The organism is Prevotella sp. 10(H), assembly GCF_000711235.1.
Lineage (GTDB): Bacteria > Bacteroidota > Bacteroidia > Bacteroidales > Dysgonomonadaceae > Dysgonomonas.
Map to the genome: position 1 here is coordinate 385,835 of NZ_JOMI01000007.1, position 22,864 is coordinate 408,698.

The following is a 22,864-nucleotide window of genomic DNA, read 5'->3' on the forward strand; positions in this document are numbered from 1 at the left end:
AATTTTATAAAAAAGGCTCTGGGAAGTGCTTTTTTGTTTTAAAAATTGTTTTAATTTTTAAAAAGTATTTTTAATATAACTGTTTGTATAATAGGTATATAATTCTTTTAACTTTTCATATTTCATATTAATTTCTATCTAAGGAAATAAGTACGGCTTAATTTTGTCATTAAAGGTATTAGGCTTTTTCAATCTTGAATAATTACTTAAAATTTATTACCATGAAAATGAAACTCACTCCTTCTTGTTTAAGGAAAATGTTCCGTTTATTTACCCTGGTATTTTTCTTTTCATCTACTCTGTGTCTGAATGCTCAAACAGGGGGGAAGATAAAAGTGTCGGGTACGGTGACGGACAGCAACAATGAACCGTTGATCGGGGTCTCAGTAATAGAGAAAGGCACCACCAACGGAACAATGACAAATATAGATGGGCAATTTGAAATTAATGTTCTTTCAAATGCTACAATAGAAGTTACTTATATAGGTTTTGTAAAACAGGAAGAACAAGTAAACGGACGTACAAGGATCGATTTCCGGCTCCAAGAAGATGCTATTATGCTGAAAGATGTGGTTGCCATAGGGTATGCCGTAGGAAGCAAGCACTCTATTTCGGGAGCCGTACAGAAAATAAGCCGCGAAGATATGAATGTGGGCGTGGTAACCAATCCGCTCGACGCTATTCAAGGACGCGTAGCTGGTGTAAATATACAAAGTCCGGGCAGCGACCCTACAGTAAATCCTTCTATCCGTATTCGCGGTACAACTTCACTATCAGGCGGTAATGATCCGTTGGTAGTTGTGGATGGAGTTATGGGAGATATGAATATGCTGAACTCTCTTTCTCCAAACGATATTGAAAGCTTTACTATTCTCAAAGATGCATCGGAAACAGCACAATACGGTTCGCGTGGAGCCAGTGGTGTGATTGTAGTTACTACACAGAAAGGCAAATATGGCGTGAAATCGCTTAGTTACGACGGTATGTTCGGTGTACAGACCATAGCCAAGAGAACACATTCGCTTACAGCCGATGAATATCGCTATGCGGCTAATAATATCGGAAAGAACTTTATAGACGACGGTCACAGCACCGATTTTATGGATGAGATACTCCGTACCGGCTATACCCAGACGCATAAGATATCATTCGGAAAAGGTGATGAAGATTCCAACTACAATGTATCGCTGGGAATTATCGACCAGAAAGGGATTGTAGAAACAACGTCGAAACAGCGCTACAACCTTAAAATGGACTTTGCACAATCATTCTTCGATAATAAGCTGAAACTGGAATCGGGTGTGTTCGCATCCAGATCAAAGGCATCTGCCTTGTATGATAAGCGCAGTACTTTTTATGGAGCTGTAACTATGAATCCGACCTTCCCTACCACACCGAACGAAGACGGTACATGGCCGAGAGACCCGGTAGCCAGTGAAGTGTATAATCCTCTGGATTTACTTACTACTCAAAATGATAACAGAAGATATGATGCTACGGTACATGCACGCGCCACATGGAATATAATCGAAGGATTGAAACTGAGCGCTTTCGGATCGTATACATTCAACGATGACGAAACATCTGTGTACCTGCCTATCAAATCCCGTCCGGGGATACTGGCAAACGGCGGACGTGCAGAAAAAAATGATTTGAAAAACGAGAACTACTTAGGTAATATCAGCCTGAATTATATAAAGACTACAGGCAAGCACTATATCAATGCTCTAGGATTGTTCGAAGGACAGGAATATAAAAACCGTGGATTTGGAGCCGCATCCAGCCGCTATTCAACCGATCATCATGGCTCGGATAATCTCGGCGGCGGAGCTATAATCAATTACGGAGATGTGTCTTCATTCAGGACAAACTTTAAACTGATATCATTATTAGGCCGTTTCAACTATGTATATGATAACAAGTATATCGCCACTATCAATATGAGAGGCGACGGTTCATCCAAACTGGGCGAAAACAATAGATGGGGTTTCTTCCCTTCATTCTCTCTGGCTTGGAATATGGCAAACGAAGACTTTATGAAAGATAATGTATCTTTTGTAAACGATCTCAAATTGAGGGCAAGTTACGGTATCACAGGTAATCAGGATGCTATTTCTCCATATAACTCATTACAGCTGTTGGGAACTACAGGTGGCTCGCTGATTACTGTTAATGGAAATCCGACCATCGCTTATACCTATCTGCGCAATGCAAATCCCGATTTGAAATGGGAAACAAAGAAAACATTCGATGTAGGTTTTGATGCCTTGCTTTTCGACGAAAGACTGTCTTTAACTTTCGACTACTATAGTTCTAAGACGGACGATCTGCTCTATACATACAACGTGCCGCAGCCTCCGTTTATGTATCCAAGCCTGCTGGCTAACATCGGTTCTATGAAAAATATGGGCGTTGAGTTTTCGCTGGGATATTCTGCTATAAAGACCAAAGATATAGGTCTGGATATTGCCGCTAACTTCTCTTATCAGAAAAATGAAGTGACATCTCTGACAGGTAATTATCAGGGCCAACCGCTTACACCAAGCGCTTATGTAAGGCTGAGCACGGTAAAAGGGGCTGGTATACAAGAAAACAATGGTGTAGTTTATATGTTCGAAGGACAACCTCTCGGTGTATTTTACCTGCCGAAAGCAAACGGGCTTATAGACGAAAACGGGCAGAATAAATATAACATACAGGATATCGATGGCGAAGATGGAATTAATCTTGCAGACGGAAAAGACCGTTATATTGCCGGACAGGTTATGCCTAAATATTATCTGGGTGCAAATATTAAATTCCGTTACAAAGACTTTGATATCCAGACACAGTTAAATGGCGCATTCGGCCATAAGATATATAACGGAACAGCCATGACGCTGAACAATATGAACAACTTCCCTACTTACAATCTCTTGGAAGGCGCTCCCGACCTGAATATACACGACAACAGGATCACTGATTACTGGCTGGAGAATGGTAATTATCTGAATATTGCTTATGTAACACTGGGTTACAACATCAATACGGAAAAGTTTAAAAATTGGGTGAAATCTATCCGTCTGACAGCTTCTGTAAACAATCTGCATACATTTACGAGCTATTCGGGACTGACACCTATGATAAACAGTACTACACTCGATAGCAGCAATAATACTTTCGGTAATGATGACAAACGTTTCTATCCTGTAGCCCGTACGTTCTCATTGGGTGTAAGTGTTAACTTCTAAAAATTGAAATCATGAAAAAAATATATCTAGCAATATCAATTATAATATTCTCGTTCAGTGCCTGTTCGCTGGATGAAAATCCAGTGACTATGATCCCGGAAGACGAGGCATATAAAACTCCGGAACTGGTATACACGAATACCGTTGCCAGCCTCTATAATGACATCAGGAATTTAGCGACCACCGCTACATGGGATTTGAGTGAACTGTCTTCCGACGAAGCTATGATTCCAACACGTGGAAGCGACTGGGACGACGGAGGTATATTCCGTGCATTGCATAATCATAGCTGGACTCCGGCGTTGAACTTTCTATACGACTCGTGGCAGGAAAGGTATGTGGCTATAGGGAAATGTAACCAAAGTCTGCAGATAGTTGAAAACGCTAAAAAGAATAATCCTACTGCTGCATTTTATGATACATATATAGCAGAAATCAGAGCCATTCGTGCATTGAACTATTTCTATCTGTTAGATCAGTTTGGGCGTATTCCTATTTCAACTAAAGTTGATGTTCCTGTAAATGAAATCAAACAGTCAAAGAGAAGTGAGGTATTTGCTTTTGTGAAAAATGAACTTGATGAAGTACTGCCAGATATTTCAGCCGGATTCTCCAACAAGCAGGGCGAATTCTATGGACGTATGACAAAATCGACAATTCACTTTCTTCTGGCTAAACTGGCTATCAACGCAAAGGTGTATTCAGATGACAATTGGGATACAACCGGTAACAATCCTGCCGGATCCACTTCCTTCACGGTAGATGGTGTAGATGTGGGTGCATGGGCTGCGGTGAAACATTATTGCGACCTGCTTGCTCAAGACGGATATACATTACAGTCTAATTATGCATCTAATTTCGAAGTAAAGAATGAGACTTCTAATGAAAATATTTTTGTGATTCCTCAGGATCCGTCGTTGTATCGCATATCGAATGTAAACATCAACAATCGCGCGTTGCATTACACACACGGCAATGCATTCGGAATGGGTACGTGGAACGGTTCATGCGCCACAATAGAAATGATGCAGGCTCTCGGATATGGTACAGCGTCTCCTGATCCGCGAATGGATTTATCTTTTCATACAGGGAAAGTGACAGGTCCGGACGGTAATCTGATCAAGGCAGAAGACGGTAGCGATTTTGAATATCTTCCTCTACATGTAAAACTGCACATGACCGAAGGTACTGACGCGGATAAACGCGCAGGCGCACGTTGGAAAAAATACGAGCCGGATCGTCAGTTCCAGGGAAGCGGCGATTATGTACACAACGATTGGGTACTCTTCCGTTATGCAGATGTATTGTTGATGAAGGCTGAGGCAGAACTGAGAATGGGCAACTCCGCACCGGCACTTGAATTGGTAAATGACGTGCGAGACAGAGTTAATGCTGAACCTTTACCGTCGGTAACATTGGATGACATACTGAAGGAGAGAATGATAGAATTAAGCTGGGAAATGTGGCGACGGAACGATATGGTGCGTTTCGGAACATTTACTAAGGCTTATACCGACAAACCTCAGTCAGATCCATATCGTATTGTCTATCCTATTCCTCAAAATGTATTATCGGGTAACACAAATTTATCTCAAAACCCGGGATATCAATAGTGAAATTTTAATTAATAATATATCGACTGGCAGGTATTAGTACCTGCCGGTTGGTTCAATAAGGACAGGAATGAAGATTTTATTTTTAAAATATTTATTTCTTATCACTCTCTTTATTTTTTTTAACTCCTGTGAAAACGAAAGCGTAGCATTAACATCTCCTGATAAAAAAGTTAAACTGGAAATTATAATCAAAGAAGGGAAACCATATTATCAGGTAAAACAGGAGGGCAAGACGATGGTCGATAAATCGGAACTTGGCTTCACACTTCATAATAACGAGCCTTGCAAAGGTGTTCTGTTTGGAAATATAAATTATCAATTCTCTAAAAAAGGGGATGAGTGTATTTGGGGTACCGGCAATACCTACAACCAGATTGTAATAGGATTAGAAGAGAAAGGAGATACGAAAAGAAAATTCGATATAGTTTTCCGGGTATTCAATAACGGCTATCAGTTCCGTTACGAATTCCCGATTCAAAACAATTTGAAAGAATTCATTATTGCCGATGAGAGTACAGAATTCAATTTGCCGAAAGAATATGCATTGGCAGATAATCCGGATACTATCAATAATTCTTTCATATTCAAAACAGACGGTGGAGCATACTACACAATTTCTGAGTTGGAAATAGACAATTATCCAGCCATGAGACTGACCGGCAAAGATGAAACATCAGTCTATAAAATAGACCTGACATCTAAATCGAAGCAGAAACAGTTGTTGTTGAAAGCTCCGGGAATTACTCCCTGGCGAGTTGTGCTTTTTCCGGATACAATGCCGGAATAACCTAATAGATAGTATTATTAACATAGCCATGACGGGATAGTGACATACTATTCCGTTTTTCTTTGTACTTTTGCCGGACAGAAACGATCTGCGATAGATCATTTCTCAATATAAAACTTATTAAAACATATTTCTATGAACAACGAAAAAGGACTGGACTTTAAATCCACGACTGAAACCGGAGAAAAGAAACTGTTCATCGAAACCTATGGCTGCCAGATGAATGTGGCAGACAGCGAGGTTGTTGCATCGGTAATGCAGATGGACGGATATACAATGACGGATAAGCTTGAAGATGCCGATGCCGTATTTGTCAACACGTGCTCGATACGCGATAATGCCGAACAAAGGGTTATCCAGCGTCTGGAGTATATCAATGCCATAAAGAAAAAACGCAAGCCCCGCATGATAATCGGTGTGCTTGGTTGTATGGCAGAACGTGTAAAAGAAGAACTGCATGAAAAACATCATGTGGATGTAGTAGTCGGCCCCGATGCCTATCTCGACCTGCCCAATCTGGTAGGAGCCGCCGAGAAAGGCGAAAAAGCAATCAATGTCGTATTATCCAAGACTGAAACCTATAAGGATGTTATTCCTCTCCGTATAGGCGGGAATCATATATCCGGCTTCGTATCTATTATGCGTGGATGCGACAAGGTCTGTTCATATTGTATAGTACCCTATACTCGCGGACGTGAGCGCAGCCGTTTGCCGCAAAGCATACTCAACGAAGTAGCCGATCTGCGGGATAAAGGTTTTAAGGAAGTTACCCTACTGGGGCAGAATGTGAATTCGTACCGTTATAAAAATGACGATGGAACGATAGTTGATTTCTCCCGATTGCTTGAACTGGTTGCCCTTGAAGCACCTCAGATGCGCATCCGTTTTACTACTTCATATCCGACCGATATGACAGACGAAACACTCGAAATAATAGCTAAATACGATAATCTGTGTAAGTTTATACATTTACCCATACAGTCCGGAAGTAGCCGTATGCTGGATGTGATGAAGCGCAAATATGACAGGGGATGGTATCTCGACCGTATAGCAGCTATCAGGCGCATTATCCCGGGATGTGGAATATCTACCGATATTATGTGCGGGTTCCATTCCGAAACGGAAGAGGATCAGCAGGAAACACTGTCTTTGATGCGTGAAGTTTGCTTCGATTCGGCCTTTATGTTTAAATACTCGGAGCGTCCGGGTACATTTGCCGCAAAAAAACTGAAAGACGACGTGCCGGAAGATGTTAAGATAAAGAGGCTGCAGGAAATTATCGATTTACAGAACGAATGTTCGCTGGAAAGCAACAAGAATGATGTGGGTAAAGTATTCGAAGTGCTTGTCGAAGGATTTTCCAAGCGTTCGCGGGAGCAATTATTCGGCCGCACTTCGCAGAACAAAGTTGTCATCTTCGATAAGGGCAATTACAAAATCGGAGATCTTGTAAATGTAAGAGTTACAGGAAATACATCGGCGACTCTGTTTGGCGAATCTATCTGATTTTCAATTCCCGATTTATGTTTTTGTTAAATAAAAAATGCTTTTTTTTCAAAAAAGTAACTATATTAGACGTCCGTTTAGTAAACTTTGAAAGGAAATAGTTTGTTATAGATAAAACTAATAAATTTAAATTTTAAGATTATGAATAAGACTGGCTCTAATTTACTATTTTTAGCCATAGGTGCTGCTTTAGGTGCAGCAGTGGGATATGTTGCGGCTTCTGACAAAAAAGAAGAATGGTTGAAAGATATCAACTGTCTGGTAGACAAAGTAAAAGGTAATGTGAAAAATGCGGCAAGCAGAGGACGCGATAAGATAGACGAGTTGAGAAGTGATGTTGAGTAATAAGGAGACAGATAAAAGCTTAGATACTCTGGTTGAAGAAGCAAAACTGGAACTATCTACCTATGTCGTCAGGCGCATACGGCTGTTTAAGCTCGATGCATTTGAGAAGTTGGGGATATCCGCTTCCAGTCTGGGATATGGCGTGATAGTTTTATTCATTCTTGCATTTTTGGTATTTTTCATCTTGGTAGGAATGGCCTTTTTCATCGGGGAATTGCTTAACAGCCTCGCTGCCGGATTTGGTATCATGGCTCTGTTTTCCTTGTTTGTTCTTTTTATCGTTTTCCTTTGCAGGAAGATCATTAAACAATCTATACTGAATGGTACTATAACCTTTCTCAGGGGCTTAGAAGAAAAGGAGGATGACAATGAAGAAAAATAAGTTGACCCCATTGGATGAGCTTCGCCGCGAAAAAGCTATAGTAAAGCGGGAATGTGCCGAAAGTGAAGACCGCTTGGCGGGGCAGTGGCTTTATTTTTCAGATAATGCCGGTTCACTCATATTTCATAGTGTAGTGAATGTAGTACTGCGTCAGTTTGGTTTCGGCCATAAAGCGAAGAGCAGAGAAGAGGAAGATGATTCTAATAGCGGTGGCGGTGTAATGCATGGCCTGTTAAGTAGTCTGAAAGCCTACTATCCTGTTTTATTGGAAATATTACAACCTGTCTTATTGGGTTTTGTCGTCAAGAAAATAAAGTCTGCTTTTACAAGTAAGAAAAAGAAAAAGCGTAAATATTATTACGACGATGAGGATTAATCAGTAGAAGAAAAATAAAAAAGCCAGCAAATACGAGTGTATTGCTGGCTTTTTTATGCTATATATATCTTAGAAATTTATCTATGTATAAAGCTTTTAGCCATTGGCTGATAGTTTTTAGCTCTTTGAATTGGAAATCGGCGGAGCCAAATGATATAGTAGTTACAAGTTACTTCGCCCTGCGGGGAGTTACAAGTTTTTAAATTGATAGTTGACAGCGTTTCTGTTTTTACACTGTCAATTATCATTTGTCCATTGTCAACTGAAAAGTGTTACTATTGTTACTTTTTGAGTTTTTTCATAAAAAGAAAGCTAACGGCTAAAAAGCTATAATCCGTTACTTTTGTTACCTTTTAACATTATAAGGTTAAAAGATGTAAATCATTTTACAGGTGTTAATGAAAGTGTTAATTTATTCTGTAAAAATATACAATAAAGTGGTGTTTAATATGCTGTGAGCAAAGAGTTCTTGCTTATTATTCCTACTTTTGTAAAGTTTTAAAATAAACATGTTTTTATGAATAAAAATAAAGCCCTTTACCTGTTAACTTCGGCGGTAATTATTCTTCTCATCTCGTCATGTAAAACACAGCAACGTGTTACTTTTTCAGACATAGCACATCCCAAACGCGAGTTCAGGGGAGCATGGCTGAGTACTGCATGGCAGACGAGGTACAGGACAATGACCGTATCGCAAATGAAGAACTACTTTGTGAATACATTGAACGAACTTCAGGCGGAAGGCATAAATGCTATTATTTTTCAGGCGCGGCCGTATGCCGATGCATTCTATAAGTCGGAACTGGAGCCGTGGAGCGCTTTCCTTACAGGCACACAGGGTGTGGCTCCCGAAGGTGGCTTCGATCCGTTGAAATTTCTGGTAGAAGAGTGCCACAAACGGAATATGGAGTTACATGCATGGCTCAATCCTTATCGGGTATCTGCCAGCGAAAACGATATGTTTGCCAGAGACCATATCTACCGGAAATATCCCGAACGCTTTGTAAAATACGGAGGTAAGGTCTATTTCGATCCGGGTATCCCTGAAAACCGCAAGTTTATCTGCGATGTGGTAAAGGATATTGTGATGCGTTACGATGTAGATGCAATACATATGGATGACTATTTCTATCCGTATCCTATAGCAGGAGAAGGCTTTCCGGATGATAACAGTTTCGCTACTTACGGGCCAAAACAGGGATTCTCCCGCAACCAGCTCCCGGATTGGCGGAGGAATAATGTAAATATGCTGATTCAGGACATTAAATATACACTCTTGAAGAACAAGCCGTGGGTAAGATTCGGTATCAGCCCGTTCGGTATTTACCGGAATAAGAAGAGTACGCCGGACGGTTCGGGCAGCAATACCAACGGATTGCAGAATTATGACGACCTGTATGCGGATGTGAAACTATGGGTGAAGAACGGCTGGATAGATTACAATATGCCGCAGATATATTGGGAGATAGGTCATAATCTGGCGGACTATAAAACCCTGATAGAGTGGTGGGCGCATAATAATTATGACGGGCATCTGTATATCGGTCAGGATGTGAAGCGTACTATGGATGCGAGCACACAGCCTTCGGGAGATAATCAACTGAACGAAAAGATGGTGCTTTCGAGAAGTTATACGACTGTACATGGAAATTGTTTCTGGCCTGCTTACGAACTGCTAGATAACTATAAGGGTGTTGCGAGCCGATTGAAAAGCGATTATCATAAGTATCCGGCTCTCATTCCTGCATATACACATATGCACAAGAAAGCACCTAAAAAGGTAAATAAAGTGGAAGAGGCTTATACGGCATCGGCTCATACATTGCAGTGGACAAGTAACGGTGATAAATACGATCCTGAAACTGCTCAATATTACGTTGTATACCGCTTTGCAAAAGGAGAGAAGGAGAATCTGGACAATCCACAGCATATCATAGCTATAACCCGCGACAAGAGCATTGTGTTGCCATATGAGGGCGGGCGAAAGGAATATAAATATGTGGTTACGGCGGTGGATGCATTCCATAACGAATCGAAGGGGAAGTCTAAAAAGGTGAAGTTGTAATGAGAGGAAGAGAGTTTAAAATGATAGCCAAAACAATGGCTGGTTTAGAAGACGTTCTGGCGGAAGAGTTAACAACCTTAGGTGCCAATGACATAGAGATCGGTAAGCGGATGGTTTCGTTTAAGGGTGATCTGGCTATGATGTATCGGGCTAATGTACATTGCCGCACGGCTTTGCGAATACTTCGTCCTGTATATGAGTTCAAGGCAAAGACAGCCGATGAGATATATAAGAAAGTAAAGGCGATGAACTGGTATGAACACCTGACGGAAGAGAGTACATTTGCCATAGATGCCATTACTTTCTCGGATTATTTCACTCATTCCAAGTTTGTTGCTTATCGGGTCAAAGATGCTATTGCCGATTACTTTATGCAGAAGACAGAGAAAAGGCCGTCTGTAGATACAAAAGATCCTGATCTGCTTATCAACTTTCACGTGGCTCACGATAAATGCACTTTGTCTTTCGATAGTTCAGGAGAATCATTACATAAACGCGGCTACCGTGTAGCCCAGACAGAAGCTCCATTGAATGAAGTATTGGCTGCCGGCATGATACTGAAAACCGGATGGCGTGGCGAATCGGATTTCGTCGACCCGATGTGTGGTTCGGGTACATTGCTTATCGAGGCGGCTATGATTGCCATGAATGTACCTCCGGGGATATACAGGCCGAACTTTGCTTTTGAGAAATGGAAAAACTTTAATGCCGACCTTTTTGAAACTATCTATAATGATGACAGTGGAGAGCGTGAGTTCAAATATAAAATATACGGATCTGATATTTCAGCCGAGGCCATTGATATAGCAGCCCAAAATATTAAGAGTGCAGGACTGGAACGTAGTATCGATCTGAAAGTAATGCCGTTTGAAAATTATACAAAGGCTCCTGCTGAAAATGGTATACTGGTAACTAATCCGCCATATGGAGAACGGATAAAACCGGAAGACTTATCAGGCTTATACGAGAATTTAGGAGAACGGCTGAAACATGTTTTCACTGGCTATTCCGCATGGATACTCAGTTATAAAAAAGAATGCTTTGATAAGATAGGCCTGAAGCCATCGAAGAAAATTCAGCTGGTAAACGGTTCATTACAATGTGAATTCCGGAAGTATGATATATTTGCCGGAAAGAGAAATGAATCAAAAAAGAATAGTTAACAGAACTCTGATATATAAAAAGGAACGCTTATGAGAAAAATGATTGTCCTCTTATTAGCCGCTGGTTTTGCAGCGAATATGTCTTCCTGCTACACAGGTCGTCCTATTGCCCGTAAAGCGCCTGATAATAATGCGACTTATCGTGTAGACTATCTCTTTGAGCATGAAGGCTGCAAGGTATACAGATTTCAGGATATGGGAGAGTATATCTATTTTACGAACTGTTCGGGCAGTTTGACAACAATCACTAACGATTCTACAAGATACAGAATACAAACGATTGTAAAAAACGATCCATCGGAATGATATGAGAACTGTATTTCTTTATCTCTTCTTTGTCCTGTCTGTATTCTTATCGGCTGAAGAACCGTTAAAGATAGGAGTAATAACTGACACTCATTACTTGTCTGAAAAACTCATGGAAGACGGTACTGCCCTTACCAATTATATACAGAGTAGTGGTAAGAATGTGAAAACTGTGCCTGCCGTACTCGATCAGGTTTTGACCGATTATCTGAATAGTAATATAGAAGTCTTGTTAGTCTGCGGGGATATAACAAAAGACGGAGAGAAGCAAAGTCATTTGGATTTTGCAGAAAAGCTGAAACCATTGCAGGATAAAGGAGTAAAAGTTTATGTCATTCCCGGTAATCATGATATCAATATGCCAAATACCCTTGCTCTGAAAGGGGATAAGGCATTACCTGTAGAAAATATATCGCCGGATGATTTTGTATCTATCTATGCCAATTTTGGTTATGGTAACGCTATAAAAAGAGATGATGCATCATTGAGCTATGTAGCTTCGTTAAATGACAAGACATGGCTTCTGGCAATAGATGCAGCACGGTATAAGGAATATAAAACAAGGAGTATTTCAGGTGGGAAGATTTCCGCATCAACAGAGAAATGGATTGTCGACATACTTGATGAAGCCAAGCAGAAAGGTATAACTGTGATAGGCATGATGCATTGGGGACTTACCGAACATATTATGTCACAGTCTTTATTCTTTAAAGATTATTTGGTATATGACTGGAGCCGTTTGGCAAATCTCTTTGCAGATAAAGGAATGAAAGCTGTATTTACCGGACATTTTCATTCGAATGATATAACGGCTTTCGTATCAGATAAAGGGAATACGATTTATGATATCGAAACAGGTACCTTATCCGGTTATCCATTTGCTTATCGCTTTGTAGAACTGGATGCAAAAGGTATGGATATAAAGACTAAGAATGTGACTGCGATACCTGATAATCCTAATCTGGCAGAAGAAGATAAGCTACGTATGCGAATATTGGCTGAAAAACTGGCTATGTCAAAATTTAAAGGATTTGGTTATGGATATAGTCAGGATGTGTTGAAGCAGTTTTCGGAAGTACTCGCGCAAATATTCGTACTACATCTTTACGGGGATGAGAAGCCAGATGCAAAGCTCAAAAGATCGATGGAGAATCTTTCTAAAATAATGGATGCACCTATGATGAATATAGAAGATATGCAGATTGATTTTCTGCCTGCAGATAATAATGTTAGTATAGTATTCTGAAATGATATAAACACAACTTTAAACAGGCTATTTATGAGATATTTAATTGATTATAAGATAATACTTTTAAAGATTGCCGTTTTAGTTTTATTAGCTATGTGTCTGACTTCTTGCCAAGACAAATCATTGTTGACTATTGTAAGCGATCCGGCTGAGGGCGATCTGTACGAAGTCGCGATTGACAGTGGCAAATTTACTATCTATAGGGTGTTTGATGTGACTGGCGATGAGGTTTTGATCTATAGCCAAAATAGATATGTAGACACACAAGCGGAACTGCAGCAAATGATAAATGATGACATTGAAAATATTTATCTTGATAAAAGAGGTCTTTATAGCTTGTATTCTAAATCGATTACTAAGGAAGATCTGGTGACATTAGTAAAAGAAGAGACAATCCTTAAGGCACATCGTACCCGAGAATATAAAAAGGGAGAAAAAGACTGATTATGTTAGAATTATCATTATATCCAGACTTGACGGAAGCCGGTTGTGACGAAGCCGGACGCGGATGCTTGGCAGGACCGGTATTTGCTGCTGCTGTGATTCTACCGAAGAATTTTGAATGCGAAGCGCTGAACGATTCCAAGCAATTGTCAGAGAAAGAACGCTATATACTTCGTCCTCTGATTGAGGAAAGAGCATTGGCTTGGGCAGTGGGCTTAGTCGATCATCAGGAGATCGATAAGATAAATATACTGAATGCATCTTTTCTTGCCATGCAGCGGGCAGTTGCTTCACTAAAGATAAGGCCGGAGCATCTGCTTATCGATGGTAATCGTTTCTGTAAGACGGGAGATATACCTTATACATGTGTGGTGAAGGGTGACGGGAAACTGTTGCCTATTGCTGCTGCTTCGGTTTTGGCTAAGACTTATAGGGATGATTATATGTTCGAGTTGCATAAGCAGTATCCGATGTACAGTTGGGATTGTAATAAGGGTTATCCGACCAGAAAACACCGCGAAGCTATAAAGGAGTATGGTGTCACACCTTATCACCGTTTGACATTTAATCTTACAGAGAGACAGTTAAAACTGGAGTTCTAGTCGGCGAAATTACTTTCAAAGTCTTTGGATATCTCATTCAGGAAGTAAAGCGTGCTTTTTCGAGTATTTATCCTGAATTCCTGCAGGTTATCATCGATTGCAAGGGCTTTGTCGGTAATAAAATCTTCGGCTCTTATTATACGTGGTAACAGTTTATCTTTTGTGGAACTTTCATAGAGGTAGGAAATATCAGTGATCTCTAAAACACACTTTCCCTGAAACAGGAAGCCGTTTATACGATAGCGCATAATCATCTTTTCGCGTATACCTTTTGCATTGGCAGGGAGTAGCAGTTCTATTCTCGATTTGGCTATAAATTCATTGTTTTTGGGATCGTGGTGAACACTGGAAATAAACGGGTCTTTACCGTAATTTATGATCGCCCATTGTTTTAGTATCTTATAGTTTTCTTCGGTTGAGATATCTTTTTTTGATGGAAGTTCTTTCAGAAAAGTGACCTTATCATTGATTACAGGGACGTTTACAAAATTCTCACCTAGTTTCACTACCTGTGAAAAACAAGCGGCAGAAAGCAGGAAGCATATTATATATAGCAGAAGCTTTTTCATAGTTTGAGTCATTTGTGTTACACAAATATAGGAATATATTTGCTAACTCAAAGAACCTAAAGAATGATATTTGCTTCTCTATTGTGTCGCTTCGAGGTAATTCTTTAATGTATTGGAATACATTTCCAGCATCTTATCCCATACAAAGTCGTAATCGATATAGTCGAGATCGATCTTCTTTATCTGTTTGTTCAGATACGCTTTGTAGTCATTTAATTGCTCTGCGGTATATTTATCTTTGAACTTGTCCACTTTGTAGAACATGTCGTATGCCATGTAATTACAAGGGAATATTTCATAGTTAGAATGTATCTCTTTGTCAATTATATGGGCAGCCAATTCAGGCTGAAGGCGTTTATCCGGTTCTGTAATCTTATCGAGTTCGTCATTTATACATTTACCGAAACGGAATATGACATTACCCTTCTGTCCCAAAATACCGATCTCCATATTTAACAAGTCATCGCGCTGGGTCTTTTTAAAGTCAGGATTATCCCGTTTTTGCTGGAACTCTTTCGCTTTCAGGTAGTCACAAGGATCGTATTCATATGATATGGAAAGAGGTATAAGGTTCAGTTCCTTCAGGCTTTCCAAGAAAGGTTTGTCTTCCGGATAAAGGGCTAACATCTTCAGAAGGCTGTCTTGTGTCCTGTCGTCAGCATTCTTAGCGCGTCCTTCTCGTTGTGCAATCCATACCGATTCACCTTTCGAAGCAATAGTATAGTGTATATATTCGGATAAATGTTTAGATGCAATAAGCCGTTCTTTAATAGAAAGCCCTCTCCTTACTATAAAGCTTTTGTTCAGCCTTACAAGTTTATCTATCCAAGGATGAATCAGAAGATTATCACCGATAGCGATCTCGGTTGTTTTTAAGCCTTCCGTATGGCGTAGAATATTCAACAAACCTGCATCCAGTACTATATCCCTGTGGTTGGAAAGGAAAAGGTGCTGAACCGATGTGTCTATTGTATCCCATTTATCACCCCTGATGCTCGTAGCAACTTTTTTGCCCAGCATAGTGACAACAGGATATATCATTTCTGCCTGAAACTGTTCTTTGGTTTTATACCTCAACATTTCGGCAGAGAATTCATCCCAGTCGATATCAGGTATAATATATCTTACCGCGTGTTGAAATCCCGGATCTACCAGTATATCCTTAATGGCCTGTTCCACCTCATAGTCATACAGAGGTGCTATGTCATCAAATTTATTACTCATAATATGTAAAATCAAATCGCGTTAAATTCATTCTCAATAATTTCCGTCAGTAAGTCTGTAATATTCAGCCCTGCAGCAGCTACCTGCTGGGGGATAAAGCTTGTAAACGTCATACCCGGAACTGTGTTCACTTCCAGAAGGTAAGGAATAGAATCAGATATAATAAAATCGACCCTTATAATGCCTTTCGCTCCCGTAAGATCATATATCCGGCGAGTCAGTCGCTGGATTTCCTTTGTCATTTCGTCAGATATGCGGGCAGGCGTGATTTCTTCTACCTGACCTTCATATTTGGCTTCATAATTAAAGAACTCATTCGGAGTAACTATTTCCGTTATCGGTAGCGCTGTTACTTCGTCCTTGATCTTGTAACAACCGCATGTAAACTCTTGGCCGCTGATAAAGCTTTCCATGATTACTTCCGGCGTTTCGCCAAAAGCTATATCAATCGCCTTCTGCAACTGTTCAAGAGACTTAATTTTAGATGTTGCAAAACTGGAACCTCCTGTATTTGGTTTTACAAAAATAGGGAAACCAAGCTTTGCTGCAATATCGTTAATGTCGTATTTTGTATCTTTATTCAAATATAATGAATCTGCAACTTTTATGCCAAAGTTTTTAAGGAAATTGTTGCAGACAAACTTATTCATTGTAAGTGAAGCAGCCATCATACCACAGGCTGAATAGGGAATTCCTAACATATCGAGATAGCCCTGCAGACGGCCGTCTTCTCCCGGAGAACCATGTATGATGATATAGGCAAAGTCGAATTTTACTTTCTCATTGATGTCCGGATTATAGAAACTGAAGTCGTTTTTATCTACAGGATAGGTATTTTCATTGACCGTAACGGTCCAGTTGCTTCTTGTTAATCTTACCTTGTAAACATTGTATTTCTCTTTGTCTATAAAAGAATAGATTCCGGCCATACTCTTTTCTGAAACTATCATTTCGGAAGAATATCCTCCCCATACTATGGCGATGTTCTTTTTCATAACCCGATTGTTATTATAGTTATTATATTTCCCTGTTAGCTATATATCCGCGCCATTTCTCAAGTAACCGGCTCATATCTTCCGGAATCGGGGATTCAAACATAAGCTCTTCTCCGGTCCGGGGTTGTACAAAGCCGAGTGTGCGGGCATGTAGGGCCTGACGTGGGCATATATTGAAGCAGTTTTGTACAAACTGTTTATATTTAGCAAAATGAGTTCCTTTCAATACTTCATTTCCGCCGTAGCGTTCATCATTAAACAGCGTATGACCGATATATTTCATGTGTACACGTATCTGATGCGTACGCCCTGTTTCCAGCTTGCATTGTACTAAAGTAACATATCCGAGCCGTTCCAGAACCTTATAATGCGTCACAGCAGGCTTACCATGTTCTCCATCTTTAAATACGGTCATAAGCATACGGTCTTTGAGGTCGCGCCCGATATTTCCTTCTATCCGGTCTTCATCTTCTGCGATAGAGCCCCATACCAGTGCTACATATTCGCGTTTGGTTGTCTTGTTGAAAAACTGGGCTGACAAATGTGCCTTTGCAAAGGCATTCTTAGCCACTACAATAAGTCCTGATGTATCTTTATCGATTCGGTGGACAATTCCTAATCTCGGATCTTTCGGGTCGTAATCGGGCGTATCTTTCAAAAGGTAAGCCAGCGCATTTACCATTGTTCCCTGATAATTGCCGAATCCAGGATGTACTACCAATCCGGGAGGCTTATTTATCACCATCAGGTCATAATCCTCGTATACTATATCGAGCGGTATATCCTCCGGAATTATTTCAAGTTCGCGCGGCGGGCGATTCATCACTACCGAAATGACATCCAAGGGCTTTATGCGATAGTTGGATTTCACCGGCACATCGTTTACCAGAATGCAATTAGCTTCGGCAGCCTGCTGAATCCTGTTTCGGGAAATCCCGACAATATGCATGGCCAGATACTTGTCTACACGAATCATGCTCTGACCTTTATCAGCTACGAAACGGTAATGTTCAAACAATTCGGAATCGTCTTGTCCAGCGGTTAATTCGTCTTCCGGTAAATCTTCTATTTCGTCAAAAGAATTGTCAGTCATTATTCAAAGAAAGATTCGTCAACATTCATATCCATATCCGGAATACTGTCATCGAGAGATTCTCCTCCCGCTCCGACAGTCATATGTATGGTCGACCCTTTAGGTATTTTCTGATTTGGGGTAAGTGTTTTTCCTTTGTAGGAAACCGAAATGACAATTCCGGCATATGCCGATGGCACTTCGTCTATAATAATTTTATCAAATCCGAGGGAGTTCAACTGGGCTTCTGCCTGACGGCGCGAATAGTCTTTCAATTCAGGTATAGCTACCATCTGGATGCCTTTTGCTTGTATGGTAAGAAAAATAGTGCGTCCGTCTTTTACTTTCGACTGTTCTTTCGGTGTCTGTTCGATTATAGCCCCCGGTACGCCACCTGTTGCAAATATAGAGTCTACTACTTCGTAATTGAGGTTGGCGGCTTTGATGATTCCTTCGGCCTCTTCTACCTGTAGCCCTTTTACGGACGGTACAGTTACCGATTGGTCGTGCTTTGTGTAGATGTTCAGAAAGAATAAGACTATGGCTACCATTACCAAAGCAATGACAATCATAATCAGTATATTCCTGACGTAAATGTTTGTAATAATTCTTAATACAACGTTTTTCTTCATGTATGCAATTAGTCTGAAAGAATGTGATGCAAAAATATTAAAAAATTACGGGTTTTGTTTCTTTTGCCTCACATATTTATGTTATTATAAGTAAAGACGGTCTGAAATGAAAAAGGATAACCGAAGTTATCGGCTATCCTTTTTTGTATAAAGAATCTGTAAATGTCTTTTATTCAGATTTAGATATAGGTATCTGACGTTTCACTCCCTGACTGAGAGATATCATAGTTTCGGTAGCAACAACTCCCGGGATGTCCTGAATCTTGTTGTTAAGCAAATCCATCAGATGCTCGTTATCACGGGCGTAAAGCTTGATAAGTATTGTGTATGGCCCTGTAGTAAAGTGGGATTCTACTATTTCAGGAATCTTGTCCAGTTCAGGTATTACAGTCTTATACATAGAGCCTCTTTCAAGTTTTACTCCTATATATGTGCATGTATTGTAACCTAAAACTTTTGGATTAACAAAATAGCCGGAACCTACTATCACATCCATCTCAATCATACGCTGTACGCGCTGATGAATGGCAGCACGGGAGACACCACATTCAAGAGCTACATCTTTGAATGGAATCCTCGCATTCTGTGATATAATCTCCAGTATCTTCTTATCAAGTTTGTCAATTTTTTGCATAATTTTTTGAGCGTTTTATCGTTATTTTAATCCAAATATAGCATATTTTTTATAAAAACAAGACTTTTTGCTCGGTATTTTATGTATATTATGCCAAATTATTATCTAAATCCTATTCTTTAACTTATTTATTTTCGATGCCTAATAATTCCACATCGAAGATCAAAGTAGAGAACGGTTTAATGGTTCCTCTGTCCTGTGCTCCATATGCAAGATCGTAAGGAACATATACCTGCCACTTAGAGCCGACAGGCATCAGTTGAAGCACTTCTGTCCAGCCTTTGATAACGCCGCTAACATTGAATGTAGCAGGATTCTTTCTTTCTACAGAGCTGTCGAAAACAGTACCGTCGATAAGTGTTCCATGATAATGAACTTTCACTACGTCTGAAGCGGTTGGTTTAGGACCGTTACCTTCTTTGATTATCTTGTACTGAAGTCCGTCAGGAAGTGTTACTACACCTGCTTTAGCCTTATTCTCGTCCAGGAATTTCTGTCCTTCTTCTATCTGTGGCTGATATTGTTTCTTTAACTCTTCTTCCTGTTTAGCCTGTTGTTTCTGCTGAACTTCCTGCATCTTCATCTGGAAAAGCATTGCAGGTTCGGCAACTGCAAAGTTCTCTTTCTTCATGGCGGCAGCCATCGCAGAGATGAAAGCATTTGTATTCATTTTTTCTTTAGAATCCGGGCCATACATTTGGTTGATTACATTAGGGAACATCTGTTTTGAAATTTGTCCGCCTACAGAAACACCTGCGTAATAAGCAGATTTAGAATCCGGTGCATCCATGCTTTCTTTCAGCCCTTTAAGGAACTCTGCAATATTTCTATCGTTAGCTTTTGCCATAGAGTCCACCTTGTGTTTCATTACCTTTTGTAATGAATCTTTTTTGAAAGAATCCTGCTCACCTTCTATTTGTCTTTTGTAGAAAGCACTAATGCCTGTAGTATCATTTACAACTCCGAGTTGCTGTAGGTGCATAGATAAGCCTTGGTCGTAAAGGCTGGCACCAAAAGCATAAGAGATAGTATCGATTTCGGTTTTCAGAGAAGCATTCGTCGATACGCCTCCTCCACAAGATGTAATCAAAGTACCTAAGGCAACGAATGCTCCCAAGGCAACAACTTGAATTTTTTTCATGTTCTAACTAAATTATTATTAAACAATATCTAAAATTTCTACTTCGAATATAAGTGTTGAATTAGGCTCGATAGCTTGTCCCGCTCCGGCTTTGCCATACGCAAGATCTGACGGGATAAATAATTTCCATTTAGAACCTACCGGCATCAGTTGCAAAGCTTCTACCCATCCCGGGATTACCTGATTGACGCCGAATGTTGCCGGCTGACCTCTTTCTACAGAGCTGTCGAATACCGTACCGTCGATAAGCGTACCGTGATAGTGGCATTTTACCTGATCGGTAGCTTTCGGTTTAGGGCCGTTACCTTCTTTCAGTATTTCGTACTGCAGCCCGCTAGGCAAAGTTACTACTTCCGGTCTTTTTTTATTTATAGCTAAAAATTCTTCTCCTGCCTTCAGGTTTACTTCAAGCCTTTCTTCCTGTAATTTACCGAAATAGTCGTTCATTACCTGTTTTGCTTCATCGTATGACATGGCAAGATCATCTTCATTTATCACATCTTGCATTCCTTTCAGAAAAGCTTCAAAATCTACATTTTTAATACCTGAACTAAGGAAATTGTTGCCAATGCTTAGTCCCAGAGCATAACTTATTTTATCCATATGTTTGATGTTTATTAGTTAATCTTGTAAATCAGAATGATAGGCATGAAATAACAAAGATTAACTGTTCAATTAAATTTGCCAACAAAAGTAATTCTTTTAATGATACTTTCATGTGCTTTAGAGGCGAAAAAAGTATATTTGTATATTATACTTACATTTTTTTAATATTTATGAAACATATTGTCGTTTTATCAGGTGCCGGAATGAGTGCCGAAAGTGGAATATCCACATTCAGGGATTCAGGTGGTTTATGGGAACAACATTCTATCGAAGATGTGGCAACTCCCGAGGGGTTTCGCCGTAATCCGCAGCTTGTACTGGATTTTTATAATGCAAGACGCAAAGCTGCTTTCGATGCATTACCAAACGAGGGACATATCGGGGTGGCCGAAATGGAAAAAGACTTTAAGGTTTCTGTCTTTACACAAAATGTGGATAACCTTCATGAAAGGGCAGGTAGTACAAATGTTGTGCATCTTCATGGAGAACTGGATAAGGTTCGCTCTACTGCCGATCCCTCTCTGATTTACACCCTGACAGCCGATAAACCGGAAATTAATCTGGGAGACAAATGTGAGAAGGGTTCCCAGCTTCGACCTCATATTGTATGGTTCGGCGAAGCTGTTCCGATGATCGAAAAGGCTATGAGAATAGTACAGACGGCCGATATACTGGTTGTAATAGGTACCTCACTGAATGTATATCCGGCAGCCGGATTGCTGAACTATATAAAACAGGGTGTCCCGGTTTACCTGATAGACCCTAATGAAGTGAAGACTTACCAACCGGGGATTCATTTTATAAGAAAAGGTGCATCGGAAGGAGTGAAAGAATTACGGGAAAGGCTCAAACTTATGGAGTAACTCACTGTTAAAATCAGGTTAATGTGTTGTGTCTGGTGATTTTTACCATTTTAATATTTACCTTTGTATAAGGTGTAAGTGCTGAGACACAATGATTTTTGATGAATCTTTACAAACAGTTTTCCTATGAAAAAGCTACGTTATATTTGGGCTATAGTCTGTGTGACTATTCTTTTTGCTTCATGTAGTAGTAACGATACAGATTCTGGAATCGATGAAAAGAAATATCCGGTGACATTCAATATTTCGAATTTTTCGCACGATACTTCCCCTCTAAATAGTGAGAAAGCGGATGAAAATATTGTTCGTTCTTATAAATATACGATTTATGATGAGACAGGTAAAGCTGTTCTTCACGATGAAGCTAAGTTGCCTCTGATTAAGTTCGAATTACCAAAAGGGAATTATAAGATATCTGTAATATCTCATAGACTATTATCGAATCACCCTATTATTGAGCATGATAATTTCAATTCGGATTATTGTTTTGGTAATGCATGGGTTGCTACCGGTAGCGATAATTATGAAATGTATCTGGAAAATAAGGACTTTAGTGTTGATGGAAAGAATGACCAGTCTGTAGATATTAAACTACAACCTATGTGGTCGGAAATATTGGTGAATATTACGGATGCAGAAACATGTTTTATTCCGAATGGATGTAACTTTATGTTATGTGTGGTAGAGCCCTATTATTATGGTTTTGGCATTAAAGATAAGGTTCCTACACAAAAAGCAGACAATTCTCCGATTACGACACCGAGTCCGGGCATATCAGTAGATAAATTTAAAGAACTTAAATATATCGGGCCGCGTTTCATTGCCCGGTCGAATGATATAACTGTCAAAATAATATACTGGACACAGTCGGCTAATGATGCCGGTTCTTCTCTTGGCGAAAAAGTTATTTATAAAGGAAACTTTCTAGCAGGCAACCGATATTTACTTACGGGCGAGTTGGGAAATGAAGAAAATAATATTAGCGGAGAATTTAATGTTACATCAAAGGGCTTGGAAGAAGCCGACCGTATCCCGTTTTAGCAATTATCGCCCAAAT

The 22,864-nt window shown here is 39.9% G+C and carries 23 protein-coding genes; 15 read left to right on the forward strand and 8 right to left on the reverse strand.

Annotated elements, in window-relative coordinates; genetic code table 11:
* Positions 1-221 precede the first annotated feature (221 nt).
* The 13 genes from K348_RS0113145 to K348_RS0113205 all read left to right on the forward strand — a co-directional run bounded on the left by K348_RS0113145 (position 222) and on the right by K348_RS0113205 (position 14,071).
* A complete protein-coding gene (locus tag K348_RS0113145) occupies positions 222-3,230 on the forward strand; it encodes a TonB-dependent receptor (RefSeq protein WP_156032885.1) in 3,009 nt (1,002 codons plus the stop codon).
* A gap of 11 nt (positions 3,231-3,241) precedes the next feature.
* On the forward strand, positions 3,242-4,843 hold the full coding sequence (locus tag K348_RS0113150; protein WP_029905453.1) for a RagB/SusD family nutrient uptake outer membrane protein: 1,602 nt from the start codon (positions 3,242-3,244) through the stop codon (positions 4,841-4,843).
* A gap of 70 nt (positions 4,844-4,913) precedes the next feature.
* On the forward strand, positions 4,914-5,633 hold the full coding sequence (locus K348_RS0113155) for a glycoside hydrolase family 97 N-terminal domain-containing protein (RefSeq protein ID WP_029905455.1): 720 nt from the start codon (positions 4,914-4,916) through the stop codon (positions 5,631-5,633).
* Between the two features lie 135 nt (positions 5,634-5,768).
* Positions 5,769-7,139 (forward strand): tRNA (N6-isopentenyl adenosine(37)-C2)-methylthiotransferase MiaB, encoded by a 1,371-nt coding sequence (miaB, locus tag K348_RS0113160; RefSeq protein WP_029905456.1) that lies wholly within the window; start codon positions 5,769-5,771, stop codon positions 7,137-7,139.
* 141 nt (positions 7,140-7,280) lie between these two features.
* Positions 7,281-7,484, forward strand: coding sequence for a YtxH domain-containing protein (locus tag K348_RS0113165; protein ID WP_029905459.1), 204 nt, complete (start codon positions 7,281-7,283; stop codon positions 7,482-7,484).
* Entirely contained in the window at positions 7,474-7,866 is a 393-nt protein-coding gene (locus K348_RS0113170) for a phage holin family protein (protein WP_029905461.1), read from the forward strand. Before K348_RS0113165 ends, K348_RS0113170 begins: the two co-directional genes overlap by 11 nt.
* The gene (locus tag K348_RS0113175) at positions 7,853-8,242 is read left to right on the forward strand and encodes a hypothetical protein (protein WP_029905463.1); all 390 of its coding nucleotides are present in this window, start codon (positions 7,853-7,855) and stop codon (positions 8,240-8,242) included. The genes K348_RS0113170 and K348_RS0113175 overlap by 14 nt, the downstream gene beginning before the upstream one ends.
* A gap of 517 nt (positions 8,243-8,759) precedes the next feature.
* Entirely contained in the window at positions 8,760-10,307 is a 1,548-nt protein-coding gene (locus K348_RS0113180) for a glycoside hydrolase family 10 protein (RefSeq protein WP_036930548.1), read from the forward strand.
* Positions 10,307-11,470, forward strand: coding sequence for a class I SAM-dependent RNA methyltransferase (locus K348_RS0113185; RefSeq protein ID WP_029905467.1), 1,164 nt, complete (start codon positions 10,307-10,309; stop codon positions 11,468-11,470). Before K348_RS0113180 ends, K348_RS0113185 begins: the two co-directional genes overlap by 1 nt.
* Before the next feature lie 30 nt (positions 11,471-11,500).
* Positions 11,501-11,776, forward strand: coding sequence for a DUF4884 domain-containing protein (locus K348_RS0113190; RefSeq protein WP_029905469.1), 276 nt, complete (start codon positions 11,501-11,503; stop codon positions 11,774-11,776).
* A gap of 1 nt (position 11,777) precedes the next feature.
* Entirely contained in the window at positions 11,778-13,022 is a 1,245-nt protein-coding gene (locus tag K348_RS0113195; protein WP_029905471.1) for a metallophosphoesterase, read from the forward strand.
* Positions 13,023-13,055: 33 nt separating this feature from the next.
* Positions 13,056-13,469 carry a hypothetical protein gene (locus K348_RS0113200; protein WP_029905473.1) on the forward strand — a complete coding sequence of 138 codons (414 nt, stop codon included), beginning with the start codon at positions 13,056-13,058 and terminating at the stop codon, positions 13,467-13,469.
* Positions 13,470-13,471: 2 nt separating this feature from the next.
* The gene (locus K348_RS0113205) at positions 13,472-14,071 is read left to right on the forward strand and encodes a ribonuclease HII (protein ID WP_029905475.1); all 600 of its coding nucleotides are present in this window, start codon (positions 13,472-13,474) and stop codon (positions 14,069-14,071) included.
* Here the strand turns inward: K348_RS0113205 and K348_RS0113210 are convergent.
* The 8 genes from K348_RS0113210 to K348_RS0113245 form a co-directional block, all read right to left on the reverse strand.
* Entirely contained in the window at positions 14,068-14,640 is a 573-nt protein-coding gene (locus tag K348_RS0113210; protein ID WP_036930551.1) for a DUF4468 domain-containing protein, read from the reverse strand. The two genes, K348_RS0113205 and K348_RS0113210, sit on opposite strands and share 4 nt — an antisense overlap.
* A gap of 78 nt (positions 14,641-14,718) precedes the next feature.
* Entirely contained in the window at positions 14,719-15,864 is a 1,146-nt protein-coding gene (locus K348_RS0113215) for a hypothetical protein (RefSeq protein WP_029905479.1), read from the reverse strand.
* 11 nt (positions 15,865-15,875) lie between these two features.
* Complete coding sequence (locus K348_RS0113220; RefSeq protein WP_029905481.1) at positions 15,876-16,859, reverse strand: D-alanine--D-alanine ligase; 984 nt, start codon at positions 16,857-16,859, stop codon at positions 15,876-15,878.
* Between the two features lie 22 nt (positions 16,860-16,881).
* Positions 16,882-17,952, reverse strand: coding sequence for an RluA family pseudouridine synthase (locus tag K348_RS0113225; protein ID WP_029905483.1), 1,071 nt, complete (start codon positions 17,950-17,952; stop codon positions 16,882-16,884).
* Positions 17,952-18,563: a PASTA domain-containing protein gene (locus K348_RS0113230; RefSeq protein WP_029905485.1), complete on the reverse strand. Its 612-nt coding sequence runs from the start codon at positions 18,561-18,563 to the stop codon at positions 17,952-17,954. The genes K348_RS0113225 and K348_RS0113230 overlap by 1 nt, the downstream gene beginning before the upstream one ends.
* Before the next feature lie 169 nt (positions 18,564-18,732).
* Positions 18,733-19,197, reverse strand: coding sequence for an Lrp/AsnC family transcriptional regulator (locus K348_RS0113235; protein WP_006799740.1), 465 nt, complete (start codon positions 19,195-19,197; stop codon positions 18,733-18,735).
* 124 nt (positions 19,198-19,321) lie between these two features.
* Entirely contained in the window at positions 19,322-20,338 is a 1,017-nt protein-coding gene (locus K348_RS0113240) for an FKBP-type peptidyl-prolyl cis-trans isomerase (RefSeq protein ID WP_029905489.1), read from the reverse strand.
* An 18-nt stretch (positions 20,339-20,356) separates the two neighbouring features.
* The gene (locus tag K348_RS0113245; RefSeq protein WP_029905491.1) at positions 20,357-20,941 is read right to left on the reverse strand and encodes an FKBP-type peptidyl-prolyl cis-trans isomerase; all 585 of its coding nucleotides are present in this window, start codon (positions 20,939-20,941) and stop codon (positions 20,357-20,359) included.
* A 173-nt stretch (positions 20,942-21,114) separates the two neighbouring features.
* On the opposite strand from K348_RS0113245, the gene K348_RS0113250 reads away from it, so the two are divergent.
* Positions 21,115-21,807, forward strand: coding sequence for an NAD-dependent deacylase (locus tag K348_RS0113250; RefSeq protein ID WP_029905493.1), 693 nt, complete (start codon positions 21,115-21,117; stop codon positions 21,805-21,807).
* A 126-nt stretch (positions 21,808-21,933) separates the two neighbouring features.
* Positions 21,934-22,848, forward strand: a complete 915-nt coding sequence (locus K348_RS0113255) for a hypothetical protein (RefSeq protein ID WP_029905494.1) — start codon at positions 21,934-21,936, stop codon at positions 22,846-22,848.
* The last annotated feature ends 16 nt before the right edge of the window (positions 22,849-22,864 follow it).

What these genes read in the sequence shown, in the direction of transcription:
- K348_RS0113145 (WP_156032885.1), top strand. Translation starts at nt 222, where the DNA reads ATGAAAATGAAACTCACTCCTTCTTGTTTAAGGAAAATGTTCCGTTTA.
- K348_RS0113150 (WP_029905453.1), top strand. Translation starts at nt 3,242, where the DNA reads ATGAAAAAAATATATCTAGCAATATCAATTATAATATTCTCGTTCAGT.
- K348_RS0113155 (WP_029905455.1), top strand. Translation starts at nt 4,914, where the DNA reads ATGAAGATTTTATTTTTAAAATATTTATTTCTTATCACTCTCTTTATT.
- miaB (WP_029905456.1), top strand. Translation starts at nt 5,769, where the DNA reads ATGAACAACGAAAAAGGACTGGACTTTAAATCCACGACTGAAACCGGA.
- K348_RS0113165 (WP_029905459.1), top strand. Translation starts at nt 7,281, where the DNA reads ATGAATAAGACTGGCTCTAATTTACTATTTTTAGCCATAGGTGCTGCT.
- K348_RS0113170 (WP_029905461.1), top strand. Translation starts at nt 7,474, where the DNA reads ATGTTGAGTAATAAGGAGACAGATAAAAGCTTAGATACTCTGGTTGAA.
- K348_RS0113175 (WP_029905463.1), top strand. Translation starts at nt 7,853, where the DNA reads ATGAAGAAAAATAAGTTGACCCCATTGGATGAGCTTCGCCGCGAAAAA.
- K348_RS0113180 (WP_036930548.1), top strand. Translation starts at nt 8,760, where the DNA reads ATGAATAAAAATAAAGCCCTTTACCTGTTAACTTCGGCGGTAATTATT.
- K348_RS0113185 (WP_029905467.1), top strand. Translation starts at nt 10,307, where the DNA reads ATGAGAGGAAGAGAGTTTAAAATGATAGCCAAAACAATGGCTGGTTTA.
- K348_RS0113190 (WP_029905469.1), top strand. Translation starts at nt 11,501, where the DNA reads ATGAGAAAAATGATTGTCCTCTTATTAGCCGCTGGTTTTGCAGCGAAT.
- K348_RS0113195 (WP_029905471.1), top strand. Translation starts at nt 11,778, where the DNA reads ATGAGAACTGTATTTCTTTATCTCTTCTTTGTCCTGTCTGTATTCTTA.
- K348_RS0113200 (WP_029905473.1), top strand. Translation starts at nt 13,056, where the DNA reads ATGAGATATTTAATTGATTATAAGATAATACTTTTAAAGATTGCCGTT.
- K348_RS0113205 (WP_029905475.1), top strand. Translation starts at nt 13,472, where the DNA reads ATGTTAGAATTATCATTATATCCAGACTTGACGGAAGCCGGTTGTGAC.
- K348_RS0113210 (WP_036930551.1), bottom strand. Translation starts at nt 14,640, where the DNA reads ATGAAAAAGCTTCTGCTATATATAATATGCTTCCTGCTTTCTGCCGCT.
- K348_RS0113215 (WP_029905479.1), bottom strand. Translation starts at nt 15,864, where the DNA reads ATGAGTAATAAATTTGATGACATAGCACCTCTGTATGACTATGAGGTG.
- K348_RS0113220 (WP_029905481.1), bottom strand. Translation starts at nt 16,859, where the DNA reads ATGAAAAAGAACATCGCCATAGTATGGGGAGGATATTCTTCCGAAATG.
- K348_RS0113225 (WP_029905483.1), bottom strand. Translation starts at nt 17,952, where the DNA reads ATGACTGACAATTCTTTTGACGAAATAGAAGATTTACCGGAAGACGAA.
- K348_RS0113230 (WP_029905485.1), bottom strand. Translation starts at nt 18,563, where the DNA reads ATGAAGAAAAACGTTGTATTAAGAATTATTACAAACATTTACGTCAGG.
- K348_RS0113235 (WP_006799740.1), bottom strand. Translation starts at nt 19,197, where the DNA reads ATGCAAAAAATTGACAAACTTGATAAGAAGATACTGGAGATTATATCA.
- K348_RS0113240 (WP_029905489.1), bottom strand. Translation starts at nt 20,338, where the DNA reads ATGAAAAAAATTCAAGTTGTTGCCTTGGGAGCATTCGTTGCCTTAGGT.
- K348_RS0113245 (WP_029905491.1), bottom strand. Translation starts at nt 20,941, where the DNA reads ATGGATAAAATAAGTTATGCTCTGGGACTAAGCATTGGCAACAATTTC.
- K348_RS0113250 (WP_029905493.1), top strand. Translation starts at nt 21,115, where the DNA reads ATGAAACATATTGTCGTTTTATCAGGTGCCGGAATGAGTGCCGAAAGT.
- K348_RS0113255 (WP_029905494.1), top strand. Translation starts at nt 21,934, where the DNA reads ATGAAAAAGCTACGTTATATTTGGGCTATAGTCTGTGTGACTATTCTT.